Source organism: Rhizobium sp. CB2179 (assembly GCF_057653455.1).
Map to the genome: position 1 here is coordinate 3,980,681 of NZ_CM172781.1, position 25,705 is coordinate 4,006,385.

The 25,705-nt window shown below is 60.9% G+C and carries 22 protein-coding genes and 1 riboswitch; of the genes, 8 read left to right on the forward strand and 14 right to left on the reverse strand.

The genetic code is table 11. The annotated features are described in order from the left end of the window. Nucleotides 1–6: 6 nt before the first annotated feature. The 4 genes from AC244Q_RS19670 to AC244Q_RS19685 all read right to left on the reverse strand — a co-directional run bounded on the left by AC244Q_RS19670 (nt 7) and on the right by AC244Q_RS19685 (nt 4,308). Nucleotides 7–1,089: an ABC transporter ATP-binding protein gene (locus tag AC244Q_RS19670; protein ID WP_113548110.1), complete on the reverse strand. Its 1,083-nt coding sequence runs from the start codon at nt 1,087–1,089 to the stop codon at nt 7–9. 19 nt (nt 1,090–1,108) lie between these two features. Next, nucleotides 1,109–2,020, reverse strand: coding sequence for a carbohydrate ABC transporter permease (locus AC244Q_RS19675; RefSeq protein WP_003543164.1), 912 nt, complete (start codon nt 2,018–2,020; stop codon nt 1,109–1,111). Nucleotide 2,021: 1 nt separating this feature from the next. Beyond that, nucleotides 2,022–2,909, reverse strand: coding sequence for a carbohydrate ABC transporter permease (locus AC244Q_RS19680; RefSeq protein WP_003543165.1), 888 nt, complete (start codon nt 2,907–2,909; stop codon nt 2,022–2,024). 106 nt (nt 2,910–3,015) lie between these two features. Continuing rightward, entirely contained in the window at nt 3,016–4,308 is a 1,293-nt protein-coding gene (locus AC244Q_RS19685; RefSeq protein ID WP_017989510.1) for an ABC transporter substrate-binding protein, read from the reverse strand. A 202-nt stretch (nt 4,309–4,510) separates the two neighbouring features. Between AC244Q_RS19685 and AC244Q_RS19690 the strand changes: the two genes are divergently transcribed. The 3 genes from AC244Q_RS19690 (at nt 4,511) to AC244Q_RS19700 (ending at nt 8,973) form a co-directional block, all read left to right on the forward strand. Next, complete coding sequence (locus AC244Q_RS19690; RefSeq protein WP_128407415.1) at nt 4,511–5,518, forward strand: Gfo/Idh/MocA family protein; 1,008 nt, start codon at nt 4,511–4,513, stop codon at nt 5,516–5,518. 9 nt (nt 5,519–5,527) lie between these two features. Next, complete coding sequence (locus AC244Q_RS19695) at nt 5,528–6,526, forward strand: LacI family DNA-binding transcriptional regulator (RefSeq protein ID WP_017995262.1); 999 nt, start codon at nt 5,528–5,530, stop codon at nt 6,524–6,526. A 203-nt stretch (nt 6,527–6,729) separates the two neighbouring features. Next, nucleotides 6,730–8,973 carry a glycoside hydrolase family 2 protein gene (locus tag AC244Q_RS19700; RefSeq protein WP_128407416.1) on the forward strand — a complete coding sequence of 748 codons (2,244 nt, stop codon included), beginning with the start codon at nt 6,730–6,732 and terminating at the stop codon, nt 8,971–8,973. Between the two features lie 110 nt (nt 8,974–9,083). Here AC244Q_RS19700 and AC244Q_RS19705 read toward each other — a convergent pair whose 3' ends face one another. The 4 genes from AC244Q_RS19705 to AC244Q_RS19720 all read right to left on the reverse strand — a co-directional run bounded on the left by AC244Q_RS19705 (nt 9,084) and on the right by AC244Q_RS19720 (nt 13,512). Then, the gene (locus tag AC244Q_RS19705) at nt 9,084–10,199 is read right to left on the reverse strand and encodes an ABC transporter ATP-binding protein (protein WP_128408327.1); all 1,116 of its coding nucleotides are present in this window, start codon (nt 10,197–10,199) and stop codon (nt 9,084–9,086) included. A 3-nt stretch (nt 10,200–10,202) separates the two neighbouring features. Then, nucleotides 10,203–11,147 carry a carbohydrate ABC transporter permease gene (locus AC244Q_RS19710; RefSeq protein WP_221975772.1) on the reverse strand — a complete coding sequence of 315 codons (945 nt, stop codon included), beginning with the start codon at nt 11,145–11,147 and terminating at the stop codon, nt 10,203–10,205. Beyond that, nucleotides 11,144–12,097: a carbohydrate ABC transporter permease gene (locus AC244Q_RS19715; protein WP_012759101.1), complete on the reverse strand. Its 954-nt coding sequence runs from the start codon at nt 12,095–12,097 to the stop codon at nt 11,144–11,146. The genes AC244Q_RS19710 and AC244Q_RS19715 overlap by 4 nt, the downstream gene beginning before the upstream one ends. Before the next feature lie 155 nt (nt 12,098–12,252). Next, nucleotides 12,253–13,512: an ABC transporter substrate-binding protein gene (locus AC244Q_RS19720; RefSeq protein WP_128407940.1), complete on the reverse strand. Its 1,260-nt coding sequence runs from the start codon at nt 13,510–13,512 to the stop codon at nt 12,253–12,255. A 307-nt stretch (nt 13,513–13,819) separates the two neighbouring features. Between AC244Q_RS19720 and AC244Q_RS19725 the strand changes: the two genes are divergently transcribed. The 4 genes from AC244Q_RS19725 to queE all read left to right on the forward strand — a co-directional run bounded on the left by AC244Q_RS19725 (nt 13,820) and on the right by queE (nt 16,847). After that, nucleotides 13,820–14,872 carry a LacI family DNA-binding transcriptional regulator gene (locus tag AC244Q_RS19725; protein WP_027689382.1) on the forward strand — a complete coding sequence of 351 codons (1,053 nt, stop codon included), beginning with the start codon at nt 13,820–13,822 and terminating at the stop codon, nt 14,870–14,872. A 183-nt stretch (nt 14,873–15,055) separates the two neighbouring features. Next, nucleotides 15,056–15,766 (forward strand): 7-cyano-7-deazaguanine synthase QueC, encoded by a 711-nt coding sequence (queC, locus tag AC244Q_RS19730; RefSeq protein WP_128407941.1) that lies wholly within the window; start codon nt 15,056–15,058, stop codon nt 15,764–15,766. Next, a complete protein-coding gene (gene queD / locus AC244Q_RS19735; protein WP_024323816.1) occupies nt 15,766–16,122 on the forward strand; it encodes a 6-carboxytetrahydropterin synthase QueD in 357 nt (118 codons plus the stop codon). Before queC ends, queD begins: the two co-directional genes overlap by 1 nt. Next, complete coding sequence (gene queE, locus AC244Q_RS19740) at nt 16,119–16,847, forward strand: 7-carboxy-7-deazaguanine synthase QueE (protein WP_024323815.1); 729 nt, start codon at nt 16,119–16,121, stop codon at nt 16,845–16,847. Before queD ends, queE begins: the two co-directional genes overlap by 4 nt. A gap of 18 nt (nt 16,848–16,865) precedes the next feature. On the opposite strand, the gene AC244Q_RS19745 is transcribed toward queE, so the two are convergent. The 6 genes from AC244Q_RS19745 to AC244Q_RS19770 form a co-directional block, all read right to left on the reverse strand. After that, nucleotides 16,866–18,098 carry an adenylate/guanylate cyclase domain-containing protein gene (locus tag AC244Q_RS19745; protein ID WP_128407942.1) on the reverse strand — a complete coding sequence of 411 codons (1,233 nt, stop codon included), beginning with the start codon at nt 18,096–18,098 and terminating at the stop codon, nt 16,866–16,868. A gap of 103 nt (nt 18,099–18,201) precedes the next feature. Further along, nucleotides 18,202–19,176 carry a class 1b ribonucleoside-diphosphate reductase subunit beta gene (gene nrdF, locus AC244Q_RS19750; RefSeq protein ID WP_017995272.1) on the reverse strand — a complete coding sequence of 325 codons (975 nt, stop codon included), beginning with the start codon at nt 19,174–19,176 and terminating at the stop codon, nt 18,202–18,204. A gap of 235 nt (nt 19,177–19,411) precedes the next feature. Next, on the reverse strand, nt 19,412–21,493 hold the full coding sequence (gene nrdE, locus AC244Q_RS19755) for a class 1b ribonucleoside-diphosphate reductase subunit alpha (protein WP_244432260.1): 2,082 nt from the start codon (nt 21,491–21,493) through the stop codon (nt 19,412–19,414). 38 nt (nt 21,494–21,531) lie between these two features. Then, entirely contained in the window at nt 21,532–21,945 is a 414-nt protein-coding gene (gene nrdI / locus AC244Q_RS19760) for a class Ib ribonucleoside-diphosphate reductase assembly flavoprotein NrdI (protein ID WP_012759109.1), read from the reverse strand. 9 nt (nt 21,946–21,954) lie between these two features. Next, nucleotides 21,955–22,176: a glutaredoxin-like protein NrdH gene (nrdH, locus tag AC244Q_RS19765; protein ID WP_012759110.1), complete on the reverse strand. Its 222-nt coding sequence runs from the start codon at nt 22,174–22,176 to the stop codon at nt 21,955–21,957. A 281-nt stretch (nt 22,177–22,457) separates the two neighbouring features. Further along, nucleotides 22,458–22,683, reverse strand: a riboswitch (cobalamin riboswitch). A gap of 242 nt (nt 22,684–22,925) precedes the next feature. Continuing rightward, nucleotides 22,926–25,193 carry a heavy metal translocating P-type ATPase gene (locus AC244Q_RS19770; protein WP_128407943.1) on the reverse strand — a complete coding sequence of 756 codons (2,268 nt, stop codon included), beginning with the start codon at nt 25,191–25,193 and terminating at the stop codon, nt 22,926–22,928. A gap of 71 nt (nt 25,194–25,264) precedes the next feature. Here AC244Q_RS19770 and AC244Q_RS19775 point away from each other — a divergent pair, with 71 nt between their 5' ends. Continuing rightward, nucleotides 25,265–25,687 (forward strand): MerR family transcriptional regulator, encoded by a 423-nt coding sequence (locus tag AC244Q_RS19775; RefSeq protein WP_012759112.1) that lies wholly within the window; start codon nt 25,265–25,267, stop codon nt 25,685–25,687. Nucleotides 25,688–25,705: the final 18 nt, after the last annotated feature.

Consider the following 25,705-nt stretch of genomic DNA (forward strand, 5'->3'; position numbering starts at 1 on the left):
TGTGTTTCAAGCGGTTGCCGAGCGGATTACCCGGCCGGCGGAATCAAACAGATGGCAACCGGCACGCTCGGCAGTCAGCGACACGCGATCGCCGGGGCGAATGGTCATGTCGCCTTCCGTGCGCACGACGATCGGCTGCTGCTGCGAACCGACTGTCAGATAGGTCTCCACGCCCAAACGCTCGACGATGACGACCTCGGCCGAAAAATCACCCTGCCCTTGGGGTGCGAGCTTCAGATGTTCCGGCCGAATGCCGAGTTTCGCCTCGCCCTGCTGCACGGCGCCATTGGCGTCTGAAAGGTCGATGGAAAGGCCGAGCGGGCTTTCCAGATGCACCTTGCCGGCATCCCGGCGCGTCGCCGTCATCGGCAGCACGTTCATCTTTGGCGAGCCGATGAAGGTTGCGACAAACTCGTTATCGGGCTGATGGTAGAGATCCATCGGCGCGCCCTGTTGAGCGACGACGCCCTTGTTCAGCACGACGATACGGTCCGCCATCGTCATCGCTTCGACCTGGTCGTGCGTGACATACACGACTGTCGCTTTCAGCTCGCGGTGCAGGCGCTGCAGCTCGGCGCGCATCTGCACGCGCAGCGCCGAATCGAGGTTCGACAGCGGCTCGTCGAACAGGATCAGCGCCGGTTTCTTGATGATGGCGCGGCCGATCGCCACGCGCTGGCGTTGGCCGCCGGAAAGCGCGGCCGGGCGTCGGTCGAGGTAGTCGGTGAGCTGCAGGATTTCGGCGACACCTTCCACCTGCCGGCGGATCTCCGCCTCCGCCACTTTCTTCAGGCTGAGCGAAAAGCCGATATTTTCGGCAACGCTCATATGCGGATAGAGTGCATAGGACTGGAACACCATGGCGATGCCGCGCTTGTCGGGCGGCACGTCGTTGATGCGTGTGCCGTTAAGGATGAGGTCGCCCTCGTCGATGCCTTCGAGGCCGGCGATCATCCGCAGCAGCGTGGACTTGCCGCAGCCGGACGGACCGACGAAAACCGCGAATTCGCCGTCTTCCACGGTGATGTCGACGCCCTTGATGACCTCGAGCGCGCCGTAGAATTTGCGAACGTTTCTGAGATTGATCATCTGTTTCTCTTTCTTAATCTCAGCCCTTCACGCCGCCCGAAAACGTCTGGACGAGGAAGCGCCGCGCAAAACCGAAGGCGACGACGGCAGGCAGCAGATAGATGAATGCCAGCGCGGTCAGCAGGCCGTAATCGATCTCGTTGATGCGCAGGAAGGCGCGGAAAAGACCGAGCGGCAGCGTCTGCAGCTCCGGCGACGACAGGAAGATCAGCGGCAAGAGGAAATCGCCCCAGGCCGACATGAAGGCGAACAGCCCAGCAGCGGCAAGCCCGGGCAGCGCCAGCGGGATCAACACCCGGCGGATGCGCTGTATCAGTGTCGCCCCATCCATCAGCGCCGCCTCCTCATAGTCCCTCGGCAGCCCGTCGAAGAAGGTCTTCATGATCCAGAGCGCCAACGGCAATTGCATCGTCGCAAGCACCAGGATCAACCCGAGATAACCGTCGATGAAGCCGGTCCAGCGCATGATGTCGCGGGCGTAGCTGCCGAAGATCGGCCTGAGCACCGCCGCTTCCGCGTTATTCAGCGTCAGCAGGAATTTGTAGAGCGGCACGACCAGCGCCGTCGGCGGCAGCACCCGGATGAGCAGGATCGCGTAGAGGAAGGGCAGCTTCCACCAGGCCCGGGTGCGCGACAGCGCATAACCGCCGAGCCCGGAAAGCACCATGACGAGCAGCGTCGCGCTAGCGACCACGAAGAGCGAGTTGAACAGCCACTTCGCCCCGTCCTCCTTGGTGAAGACTCTGACGTAGTTGGCGAAGGTCCACTGCTCCGGCCAGTGCAGGAAGAGCTGGGCATTGCCGTCGAGCGAGGCAAGCAGCACCCAGAAGAAGGGCACCGCGCAGAAGATCGAGATCAGCGACAGCGTCGCATAGGCGATGAGGTCGGAGCGACCCTTGTTTGCAGTTTCACTCGGGGAAACGACGGCCATGTCAGACCTCCACCTTCATGGCCCGGACATAGGCGATACCCAATATCAGCGAGATGACGAGCGCGACGACGGCGACCGCAGCACCATAACCCAGCTGGAACGACGTAAAGGACTGGTTGTAGATATAGATGCTGACCACCTCGGTTGCTCCGCCCGGTCCCCCGCGCGTCAGCGCATACACGAGGCCGAAAACGGCGATGGTGGAGACGGCCGAGATCAGCATGTAGAGCAGGATCGTCGGCATCATCAGCGGCAGGGTGATGCGTCGGAACATCTGCGACGGTGTCGCGCCGTCCATGCGGGCCGCCTCGTAGATCTCCGCCGGAATGGTGCTGAGCCCGGCCGTTAACAGGATCATCGCCGTGGCGATGCCGCGCCAGGTGTTGACGACGATGATCATCGACAGCGGGAAGACCTGCAGCCAGTCGGCCGGCGTGATGCCGAAAAAACTGACGATGCGGCTGAGTGTGGCATTGTCGCCGCCCGCCAGCATCGAGATCCACATGAAACCGGCGACGACTTCAGGGGCTGCATTCGGCAACAGGATGATCGACGAAAACACCCGCCGAAAGCGGATCGGCCGGCGCAACGCAATTGCCGAGATCAGGCCGAGCACGAACTGGCCGATCACCGCCGAACCGATGACGAAGACGAAGGTGACGAACAGCGAATTCCAGAACTTCGCGTCGTTGAAGAGCCGCGTGTAATTCCTGAAACCAACGAAACGGGGCCGAAGGGCCGCGGCCCCGGTCAGCGCCTCATTGGTGAAGCTCAGATAGATCGAATAGAGGGCCGGATAGATGACGAAGGCCAGAAGCAGCACCAGCGAGGGCAGCAGGATCAGCAGCCATTGCCGCTCGGCGCGCTTTTCATGAGAGTTTCGGGCCATGGAAGCTCACAAACCTTATCGATGGAACCGGCTTATCGAATGAAAGCGGGAAGACGCGGGCGTTGGCGCCGCGTCCCCGTCGTGGCGGAAGAGAGGGTGCCGGAGCTTACTTGACCATGTCGTCGCCGAGCGTTTCCTTGACGTAGTCGACAAGGATCTTCTGGGCGCCGGCGGCATCGGTTTCCTTGCGCAGCAGCGCTTCGGTGGCCCGCGCGACCCCTTCCGAGACCGTACCGAAACCGGAGGCCTGCTTCAGGAACACGCCGTTCCCGGCCGCGGCATGGATCGGAACCAGTTCCGTCAGCTTCTGGAACTCGGCATTGCCAGCCGCATCCTTGCTGGCCGGGATGTTGCCGATGCGGGCGGCGTAGGAAACCTGAGTCTCGATCGAGCCGATCTCCATCAGCGCCTTGATCGCCAGCTCGGTATTGGCCGACTTGGAATTGACGGCCCACGGCGCAGCGAGATTGGCCAGCACATACTGGCCGCTGCTCTGGCCGGGAACCGTCCAGGTGCCGACCACCTTCGTCACGTCAGGGATCGGGTTCTTGCTTTCGCGACCCCAGTCGAAAATATAGCACCAGGAGCCGCAGGTGGTCGCGGCGAGCTTGCCTTCCGGGAACATCTGGTACTTCGGCACGACCCAGGGCTCGGGTCCGAGCAACGGCTGCGTCGGCATCAGATCCTTGTCGATCAGTTCCTTGTAGACGTTGAAGACATCCTTGATGCCTTCGCCATTCAGATCGAGCTTGCCGTCGGCATCGACCAGCTGCGGCGTCTTGGAACCGACGAGCAGATGCTGGAAACCTTCGTCGAAGGCACCGCTTCCCCAGGAAACGCCGGCCGGAAAGAGTAGGCCGTAGGCGCCGGTCTTCTGCTTGATCTCGGCCGCGCGGTCGAGAAGTTCCTGCCAGGTCTTCGGCTGTTCGGTGGAGATGCCGGCTTTTTCGAGAACGTCCTTGCGGTAATAGATTTCCTGAATGCCGAGCATGAACGGCATCACATAGGTTTCACCATCCGGGCTGACGGCAAGCTCCTTGGCGACGTCATAGAGGTTGGCGTAGCCGTCCCAGGCCTTGAACTCCTTGGTAACAGGCGCGAGGTAACCGGCTTCCACCATGTCGGCGACCGCAGCCGTCGTCGGGATGGAGAACAGGTCGGGCGCGTTGCCGGCGCCGAGCTCGGTCAGGAGTTTCGTCAGGTAGTCCTTGTCGGGCGCCGGATATTCGATGACCTCGACGGTGACGCCATATTTCTTTTCGATCCGCTCGACCGTCGACTTCATCGCGTCGATGCCGGCCTGACCATGATTTGCAATTCGGATTGTTTCTGCCTGTGCCAGCGTCGAAACCGCGCTCAGCAGAATGGCGCATAGGCCGCCAAGAACCATTTTCTTCAACGGAAGTCCTCCCTTTTGTAGAGACACGGCGCCCTCCAGCACCGGTCGTGAAAATGTACACGCATTCCGAATGCTGACAAGACGGTTTTTGAAAAGATTCGATAGTTAGCTTTAATATACTGATATTACTTATTTATTTAGATATTGCCATCGCCATACCGTTTGTGTAATCGTGTGCACAATGTATTCAGGGAGGAATTTCATGTCTGAGAAATTGCGCCTCGGCGTCATCGGCGCTGGCTTGAAGGCGGCGGAATATGCCGAGAGCTGGGTCAAGATGCCGGAGATCGAATTCGCTGCTCTCGCCGACACCACGGCGGCGTCGCGCCAGCGCCTGATCGACGTCTGCCTCGCCGCCGGCGCACCAGAACCGAGGAGCTTCGAGGGTTATCGCCAGATGCTCGCGGAATGTCGGGACGAACTCGACATCGTCTACGTCTCAACCCCGCATGCCTTCCATGCCGAGCAGGCAACTGCCGTCGCCGAGGCTGGCCTCGATCTCTTCCTGGAAAAGCCGATGGTGACGACGGTTGCTGAGGCCGAGAGGCTGATCGCCGCACAGAAAAAGAGTGGCGTCACCATCGTCACCGCCTTCCAGGGCGGCCTGTCGCCGCTGGTGCTCGACACGCGCCGGCGGGCCCTCACCGGCGAATTCGGCGAGTTGATCGCCATATCGGGCATGATCTGGGAAAGCTGGTCGTCCAATTACGACGGCCATTGGAAGCAGCAGCCTGACATCTCCGGCGGCGGCTTCATGTTCGATACCGGCGCCCATATGATGAACACCGTCTGCCTGCTCGCCAATTCGGACTTCGACAGTGTGTCCGCCTATATGAACAACCACGGCAGACAGGTCGATATCACCACGGCCGTCTCCGCCCGGCTGAAGAACGGCGCGCTGGCGACATTGACGGCCGCCGGCGAAGGACCTCCGGGCTGCGCTTCCTACATCACCTTCTTCTATTCGAAGGCGATCGTGCGCATCGACGCCTGGGGTGGCTGGCGCGAGATCAGTATCGGGCGGACCGCCGAGCCGCGCGAGGAAGCCGAGATTCTCGGCAACCCGATGAAGAATTTCCTCGCCATTCGCGAGGGAAAGATGGAAAACTCCGGCTCCGTTGAAATGGGCCTCAGATTCGCTAGGCTATGGGATGCAATCAAGGAATCGGCAGCGGCCGACGGCGCTTCCGTCAGGATCGTCGCCCAATAGGCGCTGAAGATGAGCGGAATGAACAGACGGCGGATCACTTCGAAGGAACTGGCGAAACTCGCCGGCGTCTCTTCCGCCACCATTTCCCGCGCCTTCTCGCCGGATTCGCGCATCGGCAGCGCCACGCGCGACCGCATCCTCGCCGTCGCCCGTGAACATGGCTACCAGCCGAACGCGATCGCCCGCTCGCTGAACAACCAGCGCTCGCGGCTCGTCGCCCTCGTCGTCAATGCGATCGGCAACCCTTGCGAGGCTGAGGAGCAACAGCTTCTCGTCCACCGCCTGCAGGCCAGACAATTGCTGCCGATCATCCTCTGCTGCGCCGATCATTCCGACCGGCTGCAACTGATGCGCCTTGCATCCACCTATCAGGTCGATCACGTCGTCGTCTTCTCCGACATGGTGTCGATGCAAGATGCGGTCGACATCTTCCACACGACGAAGCCGATCATCGTCTCCTTCGAGCCGCTCGACAACGAAAACGTCTCCAGCATCCGCATCGACGGCGCTGAGGCGGCCGACGAGATCATCGATAAGATCGTCCGCGACGGCAAGAAGCGTTTTGCCTACCTTTCCGGCACCAATTCAAGCTGGATCGACAAGCTCCGGCGAAAATGGTTCGTCGATGCGCTAGCCAAGCGCGGACTTGCTTTCGAGGCACAGGCCTTCGGTGACTACTCCTATGATTCCGGCTTCAAGGAAGCCGTGCTCCTGCTGCACCGGGATAAGGTCGACGCCATCATCTGCGGCAACGACGTCATGGCGATCGGCGCACGCGATGCGGCCCGCCGGGTGCTCGGCAAGAACACCCCTGATGATATCGCCATCGTCGGCCAGGACGGCATCGCCATGGCTGCCTGGGATTGCAACGACCTGACCACACTGAGCCTGAACCACGTCGCCTTCATCGATGCCGTCGTCGAATTGATCGAACGGCATGACGCCGAGATCGAAGGCCCGCACAGCATCACGCTCACCTGCACCGCCCGCTGGGGCTCGACCGCCTGAAGCATGTTGCCTGGAAGTGCACAGCGGTTGCGGGGTGACGACATGCATGAAAAAAGCTAAAGCGCGTCGCATGAATCGAATTCGATGTGACGTATTTTAGCGGCTCGCTCATCCATTGCGTCCAGGAGGAATACCGATGACCAGATTTTCACGCGCCGAGAGGCGCCGCAATGTCCCTGATGTCGTAACCTGGAGAGCCTGAAATGCGTTCCGTCGTTTCCTTCAACGAAGGCTGGAGTTTCCATGAGGGCTTCGGCCAGCGTTTGCTCGAAGCTTTCGATGCCGCCAAGTCGGTCAGCCTGCCGCATACCGCCGTCGAACTGCCCTTCAGCTATTTCGACGAGACCAGCTATCAGCGCGCCTTCACCTATCAGAAGGTGCTGCGCTGGCTGCCGGAATTCGAGGGCCGCGAGGTTTCGCTCGTCTTCGATGCCGCCATGGCCGACAGCGTCGTCTATCTGAACGGCGAAGAAATCATTGCCCATAAGGACGGATACACGCCCTTTGAGGCCCGCCTCACCGGCAAGCTCGTCAAGGGCGAGAACCTCGTCACCGTCAAGGTCGACGGCAGCGAGAACCCTGACATTCCGCCTTTCGGCGGCCGCATCGATTATCTGACCTATGCCGGCATCTACCGCGATGTCTGGCTGAAGGTCACCGACCCGGTCTCGATCCGCAATCTCAAGATCGAAACCACTGACGTTCTTCGCCCGGAGAAATCGGCGACCATCCGCGTCGACATCGCCAATCCCGAGGGCCGCAGCTTCTCGGCGACCGTCACTGCCACGCTGAAACAGGCCGACGGCACGGTGGTCGCCACTGCCGCGACCGAAACGATCGGCAGCCGCACCACGCTCTCCTTTGGCGGCCTCACCGGCATCGCCCTCTGGGACATCACCGATCCCACGCTCTATGACGTCACCGTCGAGCTCAGGACCGAACACGGCTCCGACCGTATTTCCACCCGGTTCGGCTTCCGCACCGCCGAATTCACGCCGGAAGGTTTCCTCCTCAACGGCAAGCCATTGAAGCTGCGCGGCCTCAACCGCCACCAGGCCTTCCCTTATGTCGGTTATGCCGCCGGCCGCTCTGCCCAGGAGCGTGACGCCGACATCATGAAGACGGTGCTGAAGTGCAATATTGTCCGCACTTCGCATTATCCGCAGTCGAAATGGTTCCTCGATCGATGCGACGCAATCGGCCTGCTGGTTTTCGAGGAGATCCCCGGCTGGCAGCATATCGGCGATGCCGACTGGCAGCAGGAATCGATCGAGAACGTCCGCCGCATGATTGAGCGCGACTGGAACCACCCCTCGATCATCATCTGGGGCGTGCGCATCAACGAATCGCAGGATAATCACGATTTCTACGCCAAGACCAATCGCCTCGCCCGTGAACTCGACAGTACCCGCCAGACCGGCGGCGTGCGTTATCTCACCGAGAGCGAGCTGCTCGAAGACGTCTACACGATGAACGACTTCATCCTCGGCAATGAAGAGCTGCCGGGCGCCAACCGACCGCGCACCGCCCTGCGCGCCCAGCAGGAAAATACCGGACTATCGCACAAGGTGCCGTACCTGATCACCGAGTTCAACGGCCACATGCACCCGACGAAGATCTATGACCAGGAGCAGCGCCAGGCCGAGCATGTGCGCCGGCACCTGGAAGTGCTGAATGCCGCCCATGGCGATCCTGATATCTCCGGCGCCATCGGCTGGTGCATGTTCGATTACAACACCCACAAGGATTTCGGCTCCGGCGACCGCATCTGCTATCACGGCGTGATGGACATGTTCCGCGAGCCGAAATTCGCGGCCTATGCCTATATCAGCCAGTGCGACCCTTCCGAGGAGATCGTCATGAAGCCGGTGACCTTCTGGGCGCGCGGCGAACGCAATATCGGCGGCGTGCTGCCGCTGATCATCCTGACCAATTGCGACGAGGTGGAACTGCAATATGGCGGGCTTTCCAAGCGCATCGGTCCGGATCGCGAGAACTACCCGCATCTGCCGCACCCGCCCGTCGTGCTCGACCATCGGCACTTTACCGCCGATGAGCTCGGCACCTGGGGTCTCGAATGGATCGACGGCACCTTCACCGGCTATATCGGCGGCGAGCCGGTGGCCAGCCTGACGCTGGTGGCCGATCCGTTGCCGACGACCCTGGAAGTCGTTGCCGACAGCTCGACGCTGAAGGCCCGTGAACGCGACAGCACGCGGGTCATCATCCGCGCCCTCGACCAGCGCGGCCAGCGCCTGCCTTTCTTGAACGACAGCATTTCGCTGAAGGTTCACGGCCCGGCTAGGATCGTCGGCCCGACCAATGTCCCGCTGCAGGGCGGCACCGCCGGTTTCTGGCTGGAGGCGACCGGGTTCACCGGCGAGATCACTATCGAAGCGGTTTCCACGCGTTTTGCGTCGGTGACGCTCGGCGTGACGGCTGCCTAGCGCATAACCCCGAAAATCGAAATCGATTTTCGGAAAGGAATTATGCGCAAACTCAAACTGTTAGAGCATCCTTAGTGCGTCTTTCTAGACGCGCGGCGCTCCAACGGCCCTCACCCGATCCTGAGCTGGCTACTGGGATCGAAGAAGACGGCCTTGTCGAGGTTGAATGCGAGGCGGGTGTTTTGTCCTGGAGCGATGCCGGTATCGGCGCGCAGGCGGGCGACGACGGATTTACCGCCGAGCTTGGTGACGGCGAAGGTGTCGGAGCCGGCCGGTTCCACCACCTCGATCAGGCAGTCGCCCTCGGTCAGCGAGCGCGCCTTGCGGTCGGCGCCATCCGGATCGGTCAGCGCTTCAGGCCGGATGCCGAAGATCACCTGTTTGCCGGTATAGGCGGTCAGGCCGTCATTGCCTGAGATGACCGGCAATCTGAGCGGGGCGGCATTCGGCCGCTCCAGCGAGACTTCCAGCCCGCCGGCGCCGTTTTCGACGGTGGCGTTGAGCAGGTTCATCGCCGGCGAGCCCATGAAGTCGGCGACGAAGATGTTGGAGGGGCTGTTATAGATCTCGGCCGGCGTGCCGAACTGCTGCAGCACGCCATCCTTCAGTACGGCGATCTTGGTCGCCAGCGTCATCGCCTCGATCTGGTCATGGGTGACATAGACGAAGGTGGTGCCCATGCGCTGATGCAGCCGCTTGATCTCGGTGCGCATGTCGACGCGCAGCTTGGCATCGAGATTGGAGAGCGGCTCGTCGAACAGGAAGACCTGCGGATTGCGCACCAGCGCCCTTCCCATGGCGACACGCTGGCGCTGGCCGCCGGAGAGCTGGCTCGGCTTGCGGTCGAGCAGATGGCCGATCTGCAGCATGTCGGAGACTTGGGCGATCGCCCTGGCGCGCTCCTCCTTCGGCACACCGCGGATCTCCATGCCGAAGGCGATGTTGCCCGCCACCGTCATGTTCGGATAGAGCGCATAGGACTGGAACACCATGGCGATGTCGCGCTTGGAGGGATGCAGGCCGCTGATGTCGCGCCCGTCGATCTTGATATCGCCTGAGGTGATCGTCTCCAGCCCGGCAATGGTGTTGAGCAGGGTGGACTTGCCGCAGCCGGACGGGCCGACCAGCACGAGAAAGCCGCCCTTTTCGAGTTCGAGGTCGATCCCCTTGAGAATGTCGACTGCGCCGAAGCGCTTTTTAAGACCGGAGATTTCGAGGAAGGCCATGGATTACCCTTTGACAGCGCCCGCCATCAGACCGCGCACGAAGTAGCGGCCGGCGAGGATATAGACGATGAGCGTCGGCACGGCGGCGATCATCGCCGCCGCCATGTTGACATTGTATTCGACGACGCCCGTCGAGGTGTTGACGACATTGTTCAGCGCCACCGTCATCGGCATGGTGTCACCGGTGCCGGCATAGGCCGAGGCAAACAGGAAGTCGTTCCAGATATTGGTGAACTGGTAGATCACCGTGACGACGATGATCGGCAGCGAGTTCGGCAGCATGATGCGGCGGAAGATCTGGAAGAAGCTGGCGCCATCGACCTGGGCGGCCCTGACCAGCTCGGTCGGAAAGGCCTCGTAGAAATTGCGGAAGAACAGCGTCGTGAAGCCGAGGCCATAGACGACATGCACGAAGACCAGATTGACCGTCGGATTGCCGAAGCCAAAGCTCAAACCCGTGGCGTTCTGCAGCGTCATGCCGAAGCGGCCGAGACTGCCGAGGATCGTTGCCATCGGCAGCAGCACCGACTGGAACGGGATGAAGCAGGCAAACAGCATCAGCCCGAACACCAGCGTGTGGCCGGGAAAGCGCCATTTGGTCAGCACATAGCCGTTCAGCGCCCCCATGATGGTGGAGATCGCCACCGCCGGCACCACCATCTTGATCGAGTTCCAGAAGTAGCCCTTGATGCCGGCGCAGGTGAGCCCGACGCAGGTCTCGCCCCAGGCCTTGATCCAGGGGTCGAAGGTCGGCGATTGCGGCAGCGCCAGCATGTTGCCGTTCTGGATCTCGTCCATGGTCTTGAACGAGGTCGTCAGCATGACGAAGAGCGGCATCAGGTAGAGGACGGCGAAGATCAGCAGCAGGCCGTAGATGACGGTGCGGCCGATCCAGCGGGTGTTGGTGCTGTTCTGCGAGATTGCTGTCGGAGGGGTCACGCTGCTCATCGCGCCTTCTCCTTCAGTTCGGAATAGAGATAGGGAACGATGATCGCCGAGATCGTCATCAGCATGATGATGGCGCTGGCCGAGCCGACGGCCATCTCGTTGCGCTTGAAGGTGTATTCATACATGAAGTTGGACGGCAGCCAGGCCGAGCCGCCGGGGCCGCCGGAGGTCAGCGCCACCACCAGGTCATAGGACTTGATCGCCATATGGGCGAGCACGATGAAGGCGGAGAGAAAGATCGGCCGCAGCAGCGGAATGACGATGCGCCGATAGAGCTGGAAGGCAGACGCGCCATCGATCTGGGCGGCCTTCATGATCTCGCCGTCGATGCCGCGCAGTCCCGCCAGGAACATCGCCATGACGAAGCCCGACGCCTGCCAGACGCCGGCGATGACGACGGTGTAGATGACGAAGTCCTTGTTCTTGATCCAGTCGAAGTGGAAGCTCGTCCAGCCGAAGTGGTGCAGCGTCTGTTCCAGCCCGAGGCCGGGATCGAGGAACCATTTCCAGGCAACGCCTGTCACAATGAAGGAGAGCGCCATCGGATAGAGGAAGATCGGCCGCAACACGCTCTCACCGCGGATCTTCTGGTCGAGCAGGATGGCGAGGAAGAGACCGAGTGCCAGGCAGATGCCGATATAGAGAAAACCGAAGATCGCCATGTTGGTGATCGAGGTATACCAGGAAGACGGCGGATCGCTCTCGAAGGTCCAGCGCCACAGCCGTTGATAGGCGCGTGCTCCGGTCAGCGCATAGGAGGGGAATGTCTTGGAATTGGTGAACGACAGATAGGCCGTCCAGACGATGAAGCCGTAGACGAAGATGATGGTGATGACGAAGCTCGGCGCCAGCACGATCTTCGGCAGCGCATCCTGCAGCCGGCCCCTCAACGAGATCCCCGTCGATTGCCTCGGCGTCAAAACCGGATCGGTGGTCGCAACGGTGCTCATGGAATGTCATCTCCTGCCTGCAATCGGCCCCGCATGATATCGGGCATGATCGGCTCTGCATCATTGTCCGGGCATGATTGTCCGCGCATGATCGGCGCGAAGCCTGAAGCTTCCCCGCGGAGCACGCGGGGAAGCTTTTTTAGTCGACAGTGATCTCAGCGGGCGTCGTCGATCGCCTGGACGAGCTGCTTGACGGCTTCGTCGGAGGTCTTGATCTGGCCGTGGACGAACTTCGAGACGACATCCTTGTAGGCGTTGGCGATCGCCGGAGGCGCGCCGTAGCCCTGTGCCAGCGAACCGAACAGCGTGCCGCCTTCGTTGGCTGCCTTCAGGTCGGCGATGCCCTTCTTGCCGCAAGCATCGAAGTCGGTATCGGGAACGTCCGTACGAGCCGGCACCGATCCCTTGACGACGTTGAAGGCCGACTGGAAGCTCTTCGACAGCGTTGCGGTGGCCAGCGCCACCTGGGCCGCCTTGCGGTCGTCGGGAACGTTGAACATGCCGAACATGTCGGAGTTGTAGACCACGCTGCCGTCGGTGCCGGGGAAGCGGTAGCACAGGAAGTCGGTGTCCGGCGTCTTCTTGGCGGCGACGAATTCGCCCTTGGCCCAGTCGCCCATCACCTGCACCAGCGCGTCACCCTTGATGACCATGGCGGTCGCGAGATTCCAGTCGCGGCCCGAGAAGTTCGGGTCGACATATTTGATGATCGTCGCCAGATTGTCGAACGACTTCTTCATCGTGTCGGACTTCAGCGATTCCTCGTCGAGGTCGTTGAAGGCCTTCTTGTAGAACTCCGGCCCGCCGGTCGACAGCACGATGGAATCGAACATCGTCGCTTCCTGCCAGTTCTGGCCGCCAAGCGCCAGCGGGATGACACCTGCGGCCTTGGCCTTGTCGAGCAGGGCGATCAGCTCGTCGAAGGTCTTCGGCTGGGTGCCGCCGATCTTGTCCATCACAGCCTTGTTGATCCACAGCCAGTTGACCGAGTGGACGTTGACCGGGGCTGCGACCCACTTGCCGTCATAGACCGAGAACTTCTGCAGCGCTGCCGGAACCGACTTGTCCCAGCCTTCCTTCTTCGCCGTCTCGGTCAGATCGCCCATGACGCCGGCCTGGGCATAATCGAGCACGGTATAGCCCAGCATCTGCGAGGCTGTCGGATAGGTGCCGGCCGCAACCATCGCCTTCAGCGCCGTCATCGCCGCATCGCCGCCACCGCCGGCAACCGGCACGTCCTTCCAGGCAAAGCCTTCCTTCGAAAGATCCTGCTTCAGAACGTTCAGTGCTGCCGCCTCACCGCCTGACGTCCACCAGTGCAGCATCTGTACTTCCTTAACGTCAGCGGCGTGGGCAGCACAGAGGCCAGCCATCATCACGACAGCAACAGCTGCCGAGCTCAAAAACTTGTTCATGAATTTCCTCCCGTTTGCAAATCGGCGGCGGGACCTCCCTGCCGCCTGATGCTCCCCGCCATTGCAGCGGTCAGCATACGGCCGCGCTCCTCCGCGCGGTTGCTAATTTAAAACGTTATAAATCTTTGGTCGTCAAGCCCTTTCTCGACTCCCGAGAAAAACACGGCTATTCCCCTAAGCTACTGAATATAAGTCATCTTTAATTCGTGATTAACAAAACGTTAAAATTTAAAACGTTTTCATTCGTTTATTGCGCGCCGGATTCATCGTGTTATGGTATCGGCAATTCCAGCATGGAAAGCCAAGGGTGACCGAACCGTCCCGGCCGCAGCGCGGCGAAAATCTCGATATAACGCATAAGCGCGGCAAGCCGACCTTGCGAACGATCGCCACGATCGCCGGCCTTGCGGTGACGACGGTGTCACGGGCGCTTTCCGATGCGCCGCAGATTTCACTCGAGACCCGCCAACGGGTGCATCGCATCGCCCGCGAAATCGGCTATCTCCCTGACCGGGCCGCGCAGCGCCTGAAGACAGGCCGCACCAACGTCATCGCCATCCTGCTCGATTCGCACGAGGAAGTGGTCGGTTTCAGCACCTCGATCATGTACGGCATCGCCAAAGCGCTGAAAGAGACCTCATACCATCTGGTCGTCGCCCCGAACTTCCTGTCGACGACCGATATCGAGGCCGCCGAATACATCATCCGCAACCACCTCGCCGATGGGCTGATCTTCACGCGCACCGAACCGCTCGATGCCCGCGTCCGCCTGCTGCTCGAAACCGGCTTTCCCTTCATCTGTCATGGCCGCACCGAATTTTCGACGCCGCACCCCTATGTCGACTACGACAATTTCACCTTTGCCTATGAGGCAGCGCGCCGGCTGATCGCCAAGGGCCGCAAAAAGGTGATGGTGATCCTGCCGCCAAAGCGGCTGACCTTCTGCCAGCATATCCTGCACGGTTTCATGACGGCGGTGCGGGAGGCGGGCATCGCCTACGAAGTCCCCGAGGCGGTCGACCTCGATACACCGGCAGATGTGATGCGCGACTTCATCCGCAACCGCACTGATGCCCCGGATGCTCCTGATGGTTTCATCTGCCCCGGCGAAGTTTCGGCGCTCGCCGTCATCAGCGGCATGAGCGATGCCGGCCGCATACTGGCCGTCGATTACGACATCGTCGCCAAGGAAACGTCCCGTCTTCTCACCCAGCTGCAGCCGAAGGTCGACACGATCCACGAGGACCTGACGGCGGCCGGCGAGGATCTGGGACGCATGCTGCTGCAACGCATCAACAATCCGGATGCCGAAGATCTGCAACTCCTGCTGCCGCCGCAGATCAACTTTCCGATCGGTTAAGCTACCCCGCTGTGGGAGTGTTGGCATCAGACCCCGCAGCCATGAAAATCGCCGTGAAATCAACGTCATCTCATCCCTTAATGACGCTGACGCTTCAAAACTGTTTCCATGACGCGTGATTTGTCCTAGAAGCACCGCGCAATCCGGTCGCAGCCCACCCGGTCAAAACAAGGGATTCAAAATATGAAAACCATCGTCGTCTGCTCCGGCGGACTGGACTCCGTTACGCTTGCCCACAAGGTAGCAGCGGAAAAACAGCTTATCGGCCTGGCCTCCTTCGACTACGGCCAACGGCATCGCAAGGAACTCGACTTCGCCGCCAGATGTGCCTCACGGCTCTCCGTTTCCCATCATATCATCGACATCGCCAGTATCGGCGGTCATCTCAGCGGATCGGCCCTGACCGACAATGTCGAGGTTCCAGACGGCCACTACGCCGAGGAGACCATGAAAGCCACCGTCGTGCCCAACCGCAACGCCATCATGCTGGCAATTGCGTTCGGTCTGGCTGCCGCGCAAAAAGCAGATGCCGTCGCCGTCGCCGTGCATGGCGGCGACCACTTCATCTACCCGGACTGCCGGCCGGGCTTCATCGATGCCTTCCAGCATATGCAAAACGAAGCGCTGGACGGTTATGCCAGCGTGAAACTGCTTGCACCCTATGTCGACGTTTCCAAAGCGGCGATCGTGGTTGACGGCGAAAAACACGGCACGCCGTTCTCGGAAACCTGGTCCTGCTACAAGGGCGGCGAGCTCCACTGTGGGCGCTGCGGAACCTGTGTGGAACGCCGTGAAGCGTTCCATCTTGCCGGTGTCCCCGATCCGACGGAGTACGAAGACAAGGACTTCTGGAAAGCGGCCGTGTCGCGATACTCCGCCACGGAGGTGCGTTGATGTACCGCATCACCAAGGAGTTTCATCTCTCCGCCTCCCATCAACTGGATCACCTGCCTGCCGACCATCAATGCGCTCGGCTCCACGGTCACAACTACGTCGTCGTCGTCGAGCTGGCTGCGGAAAGCCTGAATGATGATGGCTTCGTCCGTGATTATCACGACCTCTCGCCGCTCAAGCGCTATATCGACGAAGCTCTCGATCATCGTCACCTGAACGACGTCTTCGGCCATTCAAAAGTCACCTCCGAGTTCCTGGCGAGGCACTTCTACGACTGGTGCAAGCAGCACTTCCCGGAAACATCGTCCGTTCGCGTCAGCGAGACCCCGAAAACCTGGGCGGAGTACAGGCCGTGAGCGCCGGGACCATTCGCGTCAGCGAGATCTTTGGCCCGACCATACAGGGTGAAGGCGCCTTGATCGGGCTGCCGACGGTGTTCGTGAGGACAGGCGGCTGTGACTACCGGTGTTCCTGGTGCGACAGCCTTCACGCCGTCGATAGCGCCTTCCGGGATCAATGGATTCCCATGTCCACGGAGGCGATCTGGCACGAGATCATGAAGCTCTCCGGTGGAAAACCACTGACGGTTTCCCTTTCCGGAGGCAATCCGGCGATACAGCCCCTAAGGCCGCTTATCGAGCTTGGCCATTCGCAAGGATATCGTTTTGCCCTGGAAACACAGGGAAGCGTAGCCCAGGCCTGGTTTCGCGATCTCGACGTCCTGGTCGTGAGCCCCAAACCGCCATCAAGCGGAATGCTGACGGATTGGGATCAGGTGGATAACTGCCTTCAACTGGCCGCCGGCGGACCGGAGGTCGCATTGAAGATTGTCGTCTTCGACGATGCCGACTACGAATTCGCCGAACAGGCGGGTCAGCGCTATCCCCAAATTCCGTTGTTCCTTCAGCCAGGCAATCATACGCCGCCGCCGCCCGATAACGATGACGCGCGCATTGATATCGACGGCGTGATGGATCGGATGCACTGGCTTGTCGAAAGGGTGACGGCCGACCAATGGTTTGAAGTCCGCGTACTACCGCAATTGCACGTGCTGCTCTGGGGAAACAAGCGAGGCGTATGAGCCTGCCTGCGTTGAAAATTATGCAGCGACGCACTCCGGAAAGGCGAAAACATCGACGGGCTCTCCAAGCCCGCGCAGCGGGAAGGTGCCGAGACTATCCATGTCCTTCGCGCAGCCCGCCATTTCGACAAAGGCCCGCGACAAGAGCACCGGACGCTTGACCTCCTTGGTCAGGGTTTCCAGTCGCGAGGCGACATTGACCGCCGGGCCAATGACGGTGAAATCCAGCCGCCGGCGCGAGCCGATATTGCCGTACATGACGTCGCCGACATGCACGCCGACGCCGTAGCGCAACGGTTCGCGTCCGTTGCCCGCATACTGCTCGTTCAATTGCGCCATCAACGCCTGCCCTTCGCGGATCGCCTGCAGCAGATCGAGGCAGGCGGTTTCCTTGGCTAACGGGAAGATCGCCAGCAATCCGTCACCCATGAACTTCAGGATCTCTCCGCCATGCCGCTCGATCGGATCTGACATGGCGTCGAAATAATCGTTGAGCAGATGGATGACATCGTCACGCGGCCAGAGATCGGAGATCGCCGTAAAGTCGCGCAAGTCGCAGATCATGATTGCCGCCCCGACGGTCGCGCCGCTGCCGCGCGTCGTGACGCCCGACAGAATCTGTTCGCTCGCATGCGGTCCGACATAGGTCTGCAGCAGCGTGCGCGCCATGATGTTCTTCAGCCGGATTTCGCTGACGAGGGTCAATGCCGGCAGCAGGTCGCGCAGGAAATCGACATGCTCGCTCGTAAAACCGCCCGGCCGGCTGGTCGAAAATGTCGCGACATGCCGTTTGCCGAAAGTATGCTCGAGCGGCCAGGCGATATACTCCGTGAGGCCGTCATCGCGCAGTTCCTGATAGAATGAATCCTCGTCGCCGTCGGCTGTGCCTTCCAGCTGTCTACGCACCTCCTCCGAACCCTGATGGATCGCGTTGACGGGACTCTTCAGGAACTCCGGCGTGTTTTCGACACCATAGGCGAAAGTGTTGATCTTCGCCTCCGCCAGGCCTTCCTTCCAGAGGATGCGGGCGCCGATCCATTGCGGATGGTTCGTCCTGAAATGCAACGTCGCCCGCGCCACCGGCACTCCTGCCGCCAGCAGCTTCTCGCACATGTCCACCAGGATATTGTCGATGAACCGCTCGCCGCGCGTCTCGTTCACCAGCCAGTCGAGAATCCGTCTTCTGCGGATCGGCCAGACGCCTTCGCCCGCCTCGACGACAGTCCCGGCCTTGTTCGAAATGGATTGCATCAAAAACTCCCGCTACGCCACATCATTGGCGAGGACCGAATTTATTTCCGCTGAATGTGGGCGATGAGGGAGCAAATGATAAGAGGCAGACTGCGATCAAGACTCAGAAATCCCAGTCCTCGTCCTCGGTCGCCACCGCCTTGCCGATGACATAGGAGGAGCCGGAGCCGGAGAAGAAGTCGTGGTTCTCGTCGGCATTCGGCGAAAGCGCCGACAGGATCGCCGGATTGACCTTGCAGGCTTCAGCCGGGAACAGCGCCTCGTAGCCAAGGTTCATCAGCGCCTTATTGGCATTGTAGTGCAGGAATTTCTTGACGTCCTCGGTCAGCCCGACGCCGTCATACAGCGCTTCGGTATATTTCGCCTCGTTGTCGTAGAGTTCGAGCAGCAGTTCGAAGGCGAAATCCTTGATCTCCTGCTTCCGTTCCTCGCCGAGCCGCTCCAACTCGCGCTGGAACTTGTAGCCGATATAATAGCCGTGCACCGCCTCGTCGCGGATGATCAGCCGGATCATGTCGGCCGTGTTGGTCAGCTTGGCCCGGCTCGACCAGTACATCGGCAGGTAGAAGCCGGAATAGAACAGGAAGCTTTCGAGAAAAACGCTCGCAACCTTCTTCTTCAACGGATCGCCGGAGCGATACTGCTCCATGATCAGCGCCGATTTCCGCTGCAGGAATTCGTTCTCCTCCGACCAGCGATAGGCATCGTCGACATCGGGCGTCGAGCACAGCGTCGAGAAGATCGACGAATAGGAGCGCGCATGCACCGCCTCCATGAAGGAGACGTTGGAAAGCACCGCCTCCTCATGCGGCGTTACCGCATCCTCCATCAGCCGGATGGAACCGACGCCGTTCTGGATCGTGTCGAGCAGCGTCAATCCAGTGAAAACGCGGATAGTCAGCTGCTGCTCGGCCGGCGTCAGCGTTGCCCAGGAGGGAATGTCGTTGGAAAGCGGCACTTTTTCCGGCAGCCAGAAATTGCCGGTGAGCCGGTTCCAGACTTCGAGATCCTTGTCGTCCTCGATGCGGTTCCAGTTGATGGCGCGCACGCGGCTGACCGGCTTCAATTGCATGTTCATTGTGTTCCCTCTTGAGAAATGTGTCCGGATTTGCCCCTCATCCGCCTGCCGGCACCGTTGCCTGGGTCGAGCCACTGGTCTCGACCCGTCCTTCGGATCCCCGCCAGCGGGGCGAAGGGGATATGCCGCACCCTTTTCCGTCTTTATTGCCGGTTCGTGTGGCAAGTCCCCTCTCCCCGTCAAAACGGGGAGAGGGTTAGGGTGAGGGGCAAATGCTCCGGAGCGAAATATCAAATTACAGCGTACAAGACACGCAGCCCTGCACCTCGGTGCCGGACAGCGCCATCTGGCGAAGGCGGATGTAGTAGATCGTCTTGATGCCCTTCTTCCAGGCATGGATCTGCGCCTTGTTGATGTCGCGCGTCGTTGCCGTGTCGCGGAAGAACAAGGTCAGTGACAGGCCCTGGTCGACATGCTGGGTCGCCGCCGCATAGGTGTCGATGATCTTCTCCGGCCCGATCTCGTAGGCATCCTGATAATAATCGAGATTGTCGTTGGTCATGAACGGCGCCGGATAATAGACGCGGCCGATCTTGCCTTCCTTGCGGATCTCGATCTTCGAGACGATCGGATGGATCGAGGAGGTCGAGTGATTGATATAAGAGATCGAGCCTGTCGGCGGCACTGCTTGCAGGTTCTGGTTATAGAGGCCGGAGGCCATCACCGCCTTCTTCAACGCCACCCAATCTTCCTGCGTCGGAATGTGAATGCCTGACGTCTCGAACAGCGCCTTGACCCTCTCCGTCGCAGGCTCCCAGAGCCGGTCGGTATATTTGTCGAAATAGTCGCCGGAGGCATATTTCGAGTTCTCGAAGCCCTTGAAGCTCGCGCCGCGTTCGACCGCCAAAAGATTCGAGGCGCGGATCGCGTAGTAGGTCACCGTGTAGAAATAGATGTTGGTGAAATCGACGCCTTCCTCGGAGCCATAGAAGATGCGTTCGCGGGCGAGGTAGCCGTGCAGATTCATCTGGCCGAGGCCGATCGCATGGCTCTCGTCATTGCCCTTCTCGATCGAAGGGACTGAGGAGATGTGGCTCATGTCGGAAACAGCACTCAACGCCCGGATCGAGGTCTCGATCGTCTTGCCGAAATCGACCGAATCCATCGCTGCCGCGATGTTCAGCGAGCCGAGATTACAGGAGATGTCCTTGCCGAGATGTTTGTAGGAGAGGTCGTCGTTATATTCGCTCGCCTCACTCACCTGCAGGATTTCCGAGCATAGATTGCTCATCGAAACACGTCCGGCGATCGGGTTTGCCCGGTTCACCGTGTCCTCGAACATGATGTAGGGATAGCCGCTCTCGAACTGGATTTCGGCAAGCACCTGGAAGAATTCGCGTGCCTTGATCTTCTTCTTGGAGATGCGGGCGTCGTCAGCCATCTCGCGGTACTTTTCCGTCACCGAAATCTCGGTGAAGGGCACGCCATAGACGCGCTCCACGTCATAGGGCGAGAACAGGTACATGTCCTCGTTGTTCCTCGCGAGTTCGAAGGTGATATCGGGCACGACGACGCCGAGCGACAGCGTCTTGATGCGGATCTTCTCGTCGGCATTTTCGCGCTTGGTGTCGAGAAAGCGCATGATGTCGGGGTGATGGGCATTGAGATAGACGGCCCCCGCGCCCTGCCGTGCGCCGAGCTGGTTGGCATAGGAAAAACTGTCTTCGAGCAGCTTCATGACAGGGATGATGCCCGAGGACTGGTTCTCGATATGCTTGATCGGCGCGCCTGCCTCGCGGATATTCGTCAGCGACAGCGCCACGCCGCCGCCGCGCTTCGACAATTGCAGCGCCGAATTGATCGACCGGCCGATCGATTCCATATTGTCCTCGACGCGCAGCAGGAAGCAGGAAACCAGTTCGCCGCGCTGCTTCTTACCGGCATTGAGGAAGGTCGGCGTCGCCGGCTGGAAGCGGCCGGAAATGATCTCGTCGACCATGTCGCGGGCAAGGCTCTCGTCGCCGCGCGCCAAGGCCAGGGCCACCATGCAGATGCGGTCCTCATAGCGCTCGAGATAGCGCTTTCCGTCGAAGGTCTTCAGCGTATAGCTGGTGTAATATTTGAAGGCGCCGAGGAAGGTCGGGAAACGGAACTTCTTGGCATAGGCCTGGTCGAACAGATCCCGCACGAAATTGAAGGAATACTGGTCGAGAACCTCCTGCTCGTAATAGCCCTCGGTCACGAGGTAATCGAGCTTTTCCCGGAGATTGTGAAAGAACACCGTGTTCTGGTTCACATGCTGCAGGAAATACTGCTTGGCCGCCATTCGATCCTTGTCGAGCTGGATCCGCCCCTGATCGTCATAGAGGTTCAGCATCGCATTCAGCGCGTGGTAGTCGAGCGTTTCCGCTGCTTTCAAAGGGCGTTCGAGAATTCCCGTGTCCAAAACCGTTCCATTCCGTGTTTGACGTTGGCGACATCCGCTTCTGTGCCCAGCAGTTCGAACCTGTAGAGGTAAGGCACCTGGCACTTCTTTGAGATCACGTCGCCGGCGAGCCCGTATGTTTCGCCGAAATTGCTGTTGCCCGCGGCAATCACGCCGCGGATGTGTCCTCGGTTTTCCGTATCGTTGAGGAAACGGATCACCTGCTTGGGAACGGCGCCCTTGCCGCCGTCGCCGCTATAGGTCGGCACGATCAGCACGAAGGGTTCGCGGATATGGAACGCGTCTGCGCCATTTGGCGGAATGCGCGCCGCGCGCAGTCCGAGCTTGGCGACGAACCGATGGGTGTTCTCGGACCGGCTGGAATAATAGACGATCAGAGCCATCGCCTTTCCTCAGGAAAGTGCGCTGATCATGTCGGGACGGAAGCCGGCCCAATGCTGCTCGCCGGCGATGACGACGGGCGCCTGCATGTAGCCGAGGCTGCGGACCCGATCGAGCGCTTCGGCATTCTGCGAAATATCGACGATGTCATAATCGACGCCCAACCGGTCGAGGGCGCGGTAGGTGGCAGTGCATTGGACGCAGGCAGGCTTGCTGTAGACGGTGATGGTCATGATATTCCTCGTGACGACGCGATTGGGACGCAGGACATCGATCGGAAATCTCGCGATATCCGTCGAAAACACTCTGTATTTTGCAGCGATGCGGCTCGTTCAGCCGCTGGGCGTGATCCGCCCTCTACCTCTAGCGGGTGGCGGCCTGAACTGAGATACTGACATGACTTCACCCCGAAGTGGCTCAATGCGAAGGTTTCGGGGGCGGAGGCTCGGGCCTGCGAAACGCGATGCGGAGATTCCCCGCAGCCATGCAACGCGACCTTCCGGACACCCCGCCCGTGGACGTTTCGTTCGAGGCAGGTCTCCTGGCTCACGGGTCAAAGCACCCTGCCCCAGCCTTCCCGGAGCATCATGCTCCAGTGACCTGAAATCGGACAGTTGCTCGCCGCTTACAGTTGCGGGGGCAGCTCCGGCATTGCCGCGCCATGATGGCGAAACGCACCGTATTCCCGTCTTAGCCGCCGATCCTCACGAATCGACGGAACCTCGAACACTAGATATGGTACGCGAATCCAAATTCGCGTCAACGGATGGTTTGTGCATTGCGTTACGACAGGTTTGAAATCGCTACGTTCCTGTGAAAAACATGGCTAACGAAAGCTTAAAGAAAGCAGGCTGTGGAGAAAGTCCCGACGAGGAGAGCCTATCTATGGCCGGTCCCGCGATTTTCGATTCGAGATCGGGCCTGAATCGTCGATGGGACATCCCGCCGGTGACGAGCGCGGGAGGGATGAAGTCAGGAAAGTTTATATCTTTATTCGAAGCAGCCGCAGCGCGTTGATCGTCACCAGCACGGTGGCGCCGGTATCGGCGAGGATCGCCGGCCAGAGCCCGGTGATGCCGGCGATCGTCGTCACCAGGAACACCGCCTTCAGTCCGAGTGCGATGGTGATATTCTGCAGGATATTGCGCATCGTGCGTTTGGAAAGTTCGATCATCCGCGCCACGTCGCCGACACGTCCGTGCAGCACGGCGGCATCCGCCGTCTCCAGCGCCACATCGGTGCCGCCACCCATGGCAATGCCGATATCGGCGGCGGCCAGCGCCGGAGCATCGTTGATGCCGTCGCCGACCTTGGCGACGATGAAGCCTTGGCGCTTCAATTCGCCGACGACCCGCTGCTTGTCCTCCGGCATCATCTCGCCGCGCCAGTCGATGCCGAGCATGCCGGCAACGGCTGCTGCCGTCCGCTTGTTGTCGCCGGTCAGCATGATAGCCTTGACGCCTGCTGATTTGAGGGCAGCGAGCCCGGCCTCGGCATCCTGACGCGGCTCGTCGCGCATGGCGATAAGGCCGGCCACAACACCGTTGACGAGCAGCACCGACACGCTCTTGCCCTCGTCGTTCAACGCCGAGATGCGTGCATCCTGTTCAGCACTGAGCGTCCCGCGCTCGCGGGCGGCGGGCGGCGACAAGAGGTCCAGCGTCTCACCACCGACTTTGCCGCTGACGCCCTTGCCCGGCAGCGCTTCCAGCTCGAAGGCCGGCGGCACGGGAACGCCGTCCGCCTTGGCGCGGTTGAGGATCGCCAGCGCCAGCGGATGGCTGGAACCCTGTTCCAGCACCGCCGCGCGCGACAGCACCTGCGCCTCGGTCAGACCAAAGGAAATGATGTCAGTCACCTGAGGCTTGCCTTCCGTCAGCGTGCCTGTTTTGTCGAAGGCGACCATCGTCACCTTGCCGAGCGTCTCCAGCACCGCGCCGCCCTTCATCAGCAGCCCGCGCCGCGCACCGGATGAAAGCGAGGCAGCGATCGCCGCCGGCGTTGAGATGACGAGCGCGCAGGGGCAGCCGATCAAAAGGATCGCAAGGCCCTTATAGACCCATTCGCCCCATGGCCCTGCGAACAGCAGCGGCGGAACGACCGCAACCAGCGCTGCGACCACGACCACGCCGGGCGTGTAATAGCGCGAGAACCGATCGATGAAGCGCTCGGTCGGCGCCTTCGATTCCTGCGCCTCCTCCACCAGCTTGACGACGCGGGCGATGGTATTGTCGGCCGCGGCCGCCGTAACGCGAACCCTAAGCACCGCATCGCCATTCACCGTGCCGGCAAAAACGACGGCATCGACGCCCTTACGCACCGGCGTGCTCTCGCCCGTCACCGGCGCCTCGTCGATCGCGCTCTCGCCTGAGAGGATGATGCCGTCCGCCGAGATCCGATCGCCAGGACGAACCATGATGATGGCCCCGACCGAAAGGCTTTCCGCCGGCACCTCCCGTGTCTGCCCATTGTCTTCGAGCAGCGCGGTCTTCGGCACCAGCGCCGTCAGCGACTGGATGCTTTCGCGCGCCTTGCCCGCTGCCACCCCTTCCAGCAGCTCGCCAACGAGGAACAGGAACACAACGGTCGCCGCCTCTTCGCCGGCATTGATGATAACGGCGCCGACGGCGGCGATCGTCATCAGCATCTCGATCGAAAACGGTGTGCCTGAGAAGGCGGCCATGACGGCGCGCCGCGCGATCGGCACCAGCCCGATCAGCATGGCGACGATGAAGGCGTAGGACGCGATCGCCGGCACGAGATGGCCGACGGTGTAGGCGGCAACGAGTGCTCCACCCGAAAGGATGGTCAGCCGGCCCTTCCTGCTCTGCCACCAGGGACCGGCCATCGGCGCATGATCGTGCCCGTGCAACCCCTCGATTTCCTTCTCGCCATGATCGTGGGGATGGTCATGGCTATGACCTTCATGATCATGTACCGCATGATCGTCGTCATGGCCCGCGTGATCGCCGCAGCCATGTCCATGATCGTGACGATGCTGTGAGCCCTGAGTATGCGCAGGCGCAGCGTTTCCGGCAAGCGGCGCGACGGAATAGCCGAGCCCCGTCACCTTCTTCTCGATCACCTTGAGATCGCTGCTGCCATCGTGCCGCACGGTCATCGTGCCCGCCATCACCGAGACGGAAACATCGGCGACACCCGCCACGCGTCTGACCGCCGTATCGATCTTGGTTGCGCAGGCGGCGCAATCCATGCCGCCAACCCGGTATCGTGTCTCGCTCTCAGCCATCATCCGCTTCCTTGTCAAACAGAAGCATCTCTCCTACATCCTATAGCGACTAGAGGTGCAAGAGGAAAATCATGAAAAAGATCACCATTGGCGAAGCCGCGCGCCAAAGCGGCGTCAAGGTGCCGACGGTGCGCTATTATGAAAGCATTGGCCTGCTCGCCGCCCCGAGCCGCAGCGAGGGCAACCAGCGCTCCTTCGAGCCCGCCGATATCAGCCGTCTCGCTTTCATCCGCCACGCCCGCGAACTCGGTTTCGAGATCGACGCGATCCGCACGCTGCTCACCCTGCAGGACGATCCTCACCAGTCCTGCGCCTCGGCCGACGCCATCGCCAAGGCCCGCCTCATTGAGGTCGAGCAGCGCATCCGCAGCCTGATGGCGCTGAAGGCCGAGCTGGAAACCATGGTGGAAGGCTGCGGCCACGGCCGCGTCGACCAATGCCGCGTCATCGAAGTGCTCGCCGATCACGGCCAGTGCACGCATCCGCACCACTGATCTCTGCCCTTGCAGGCG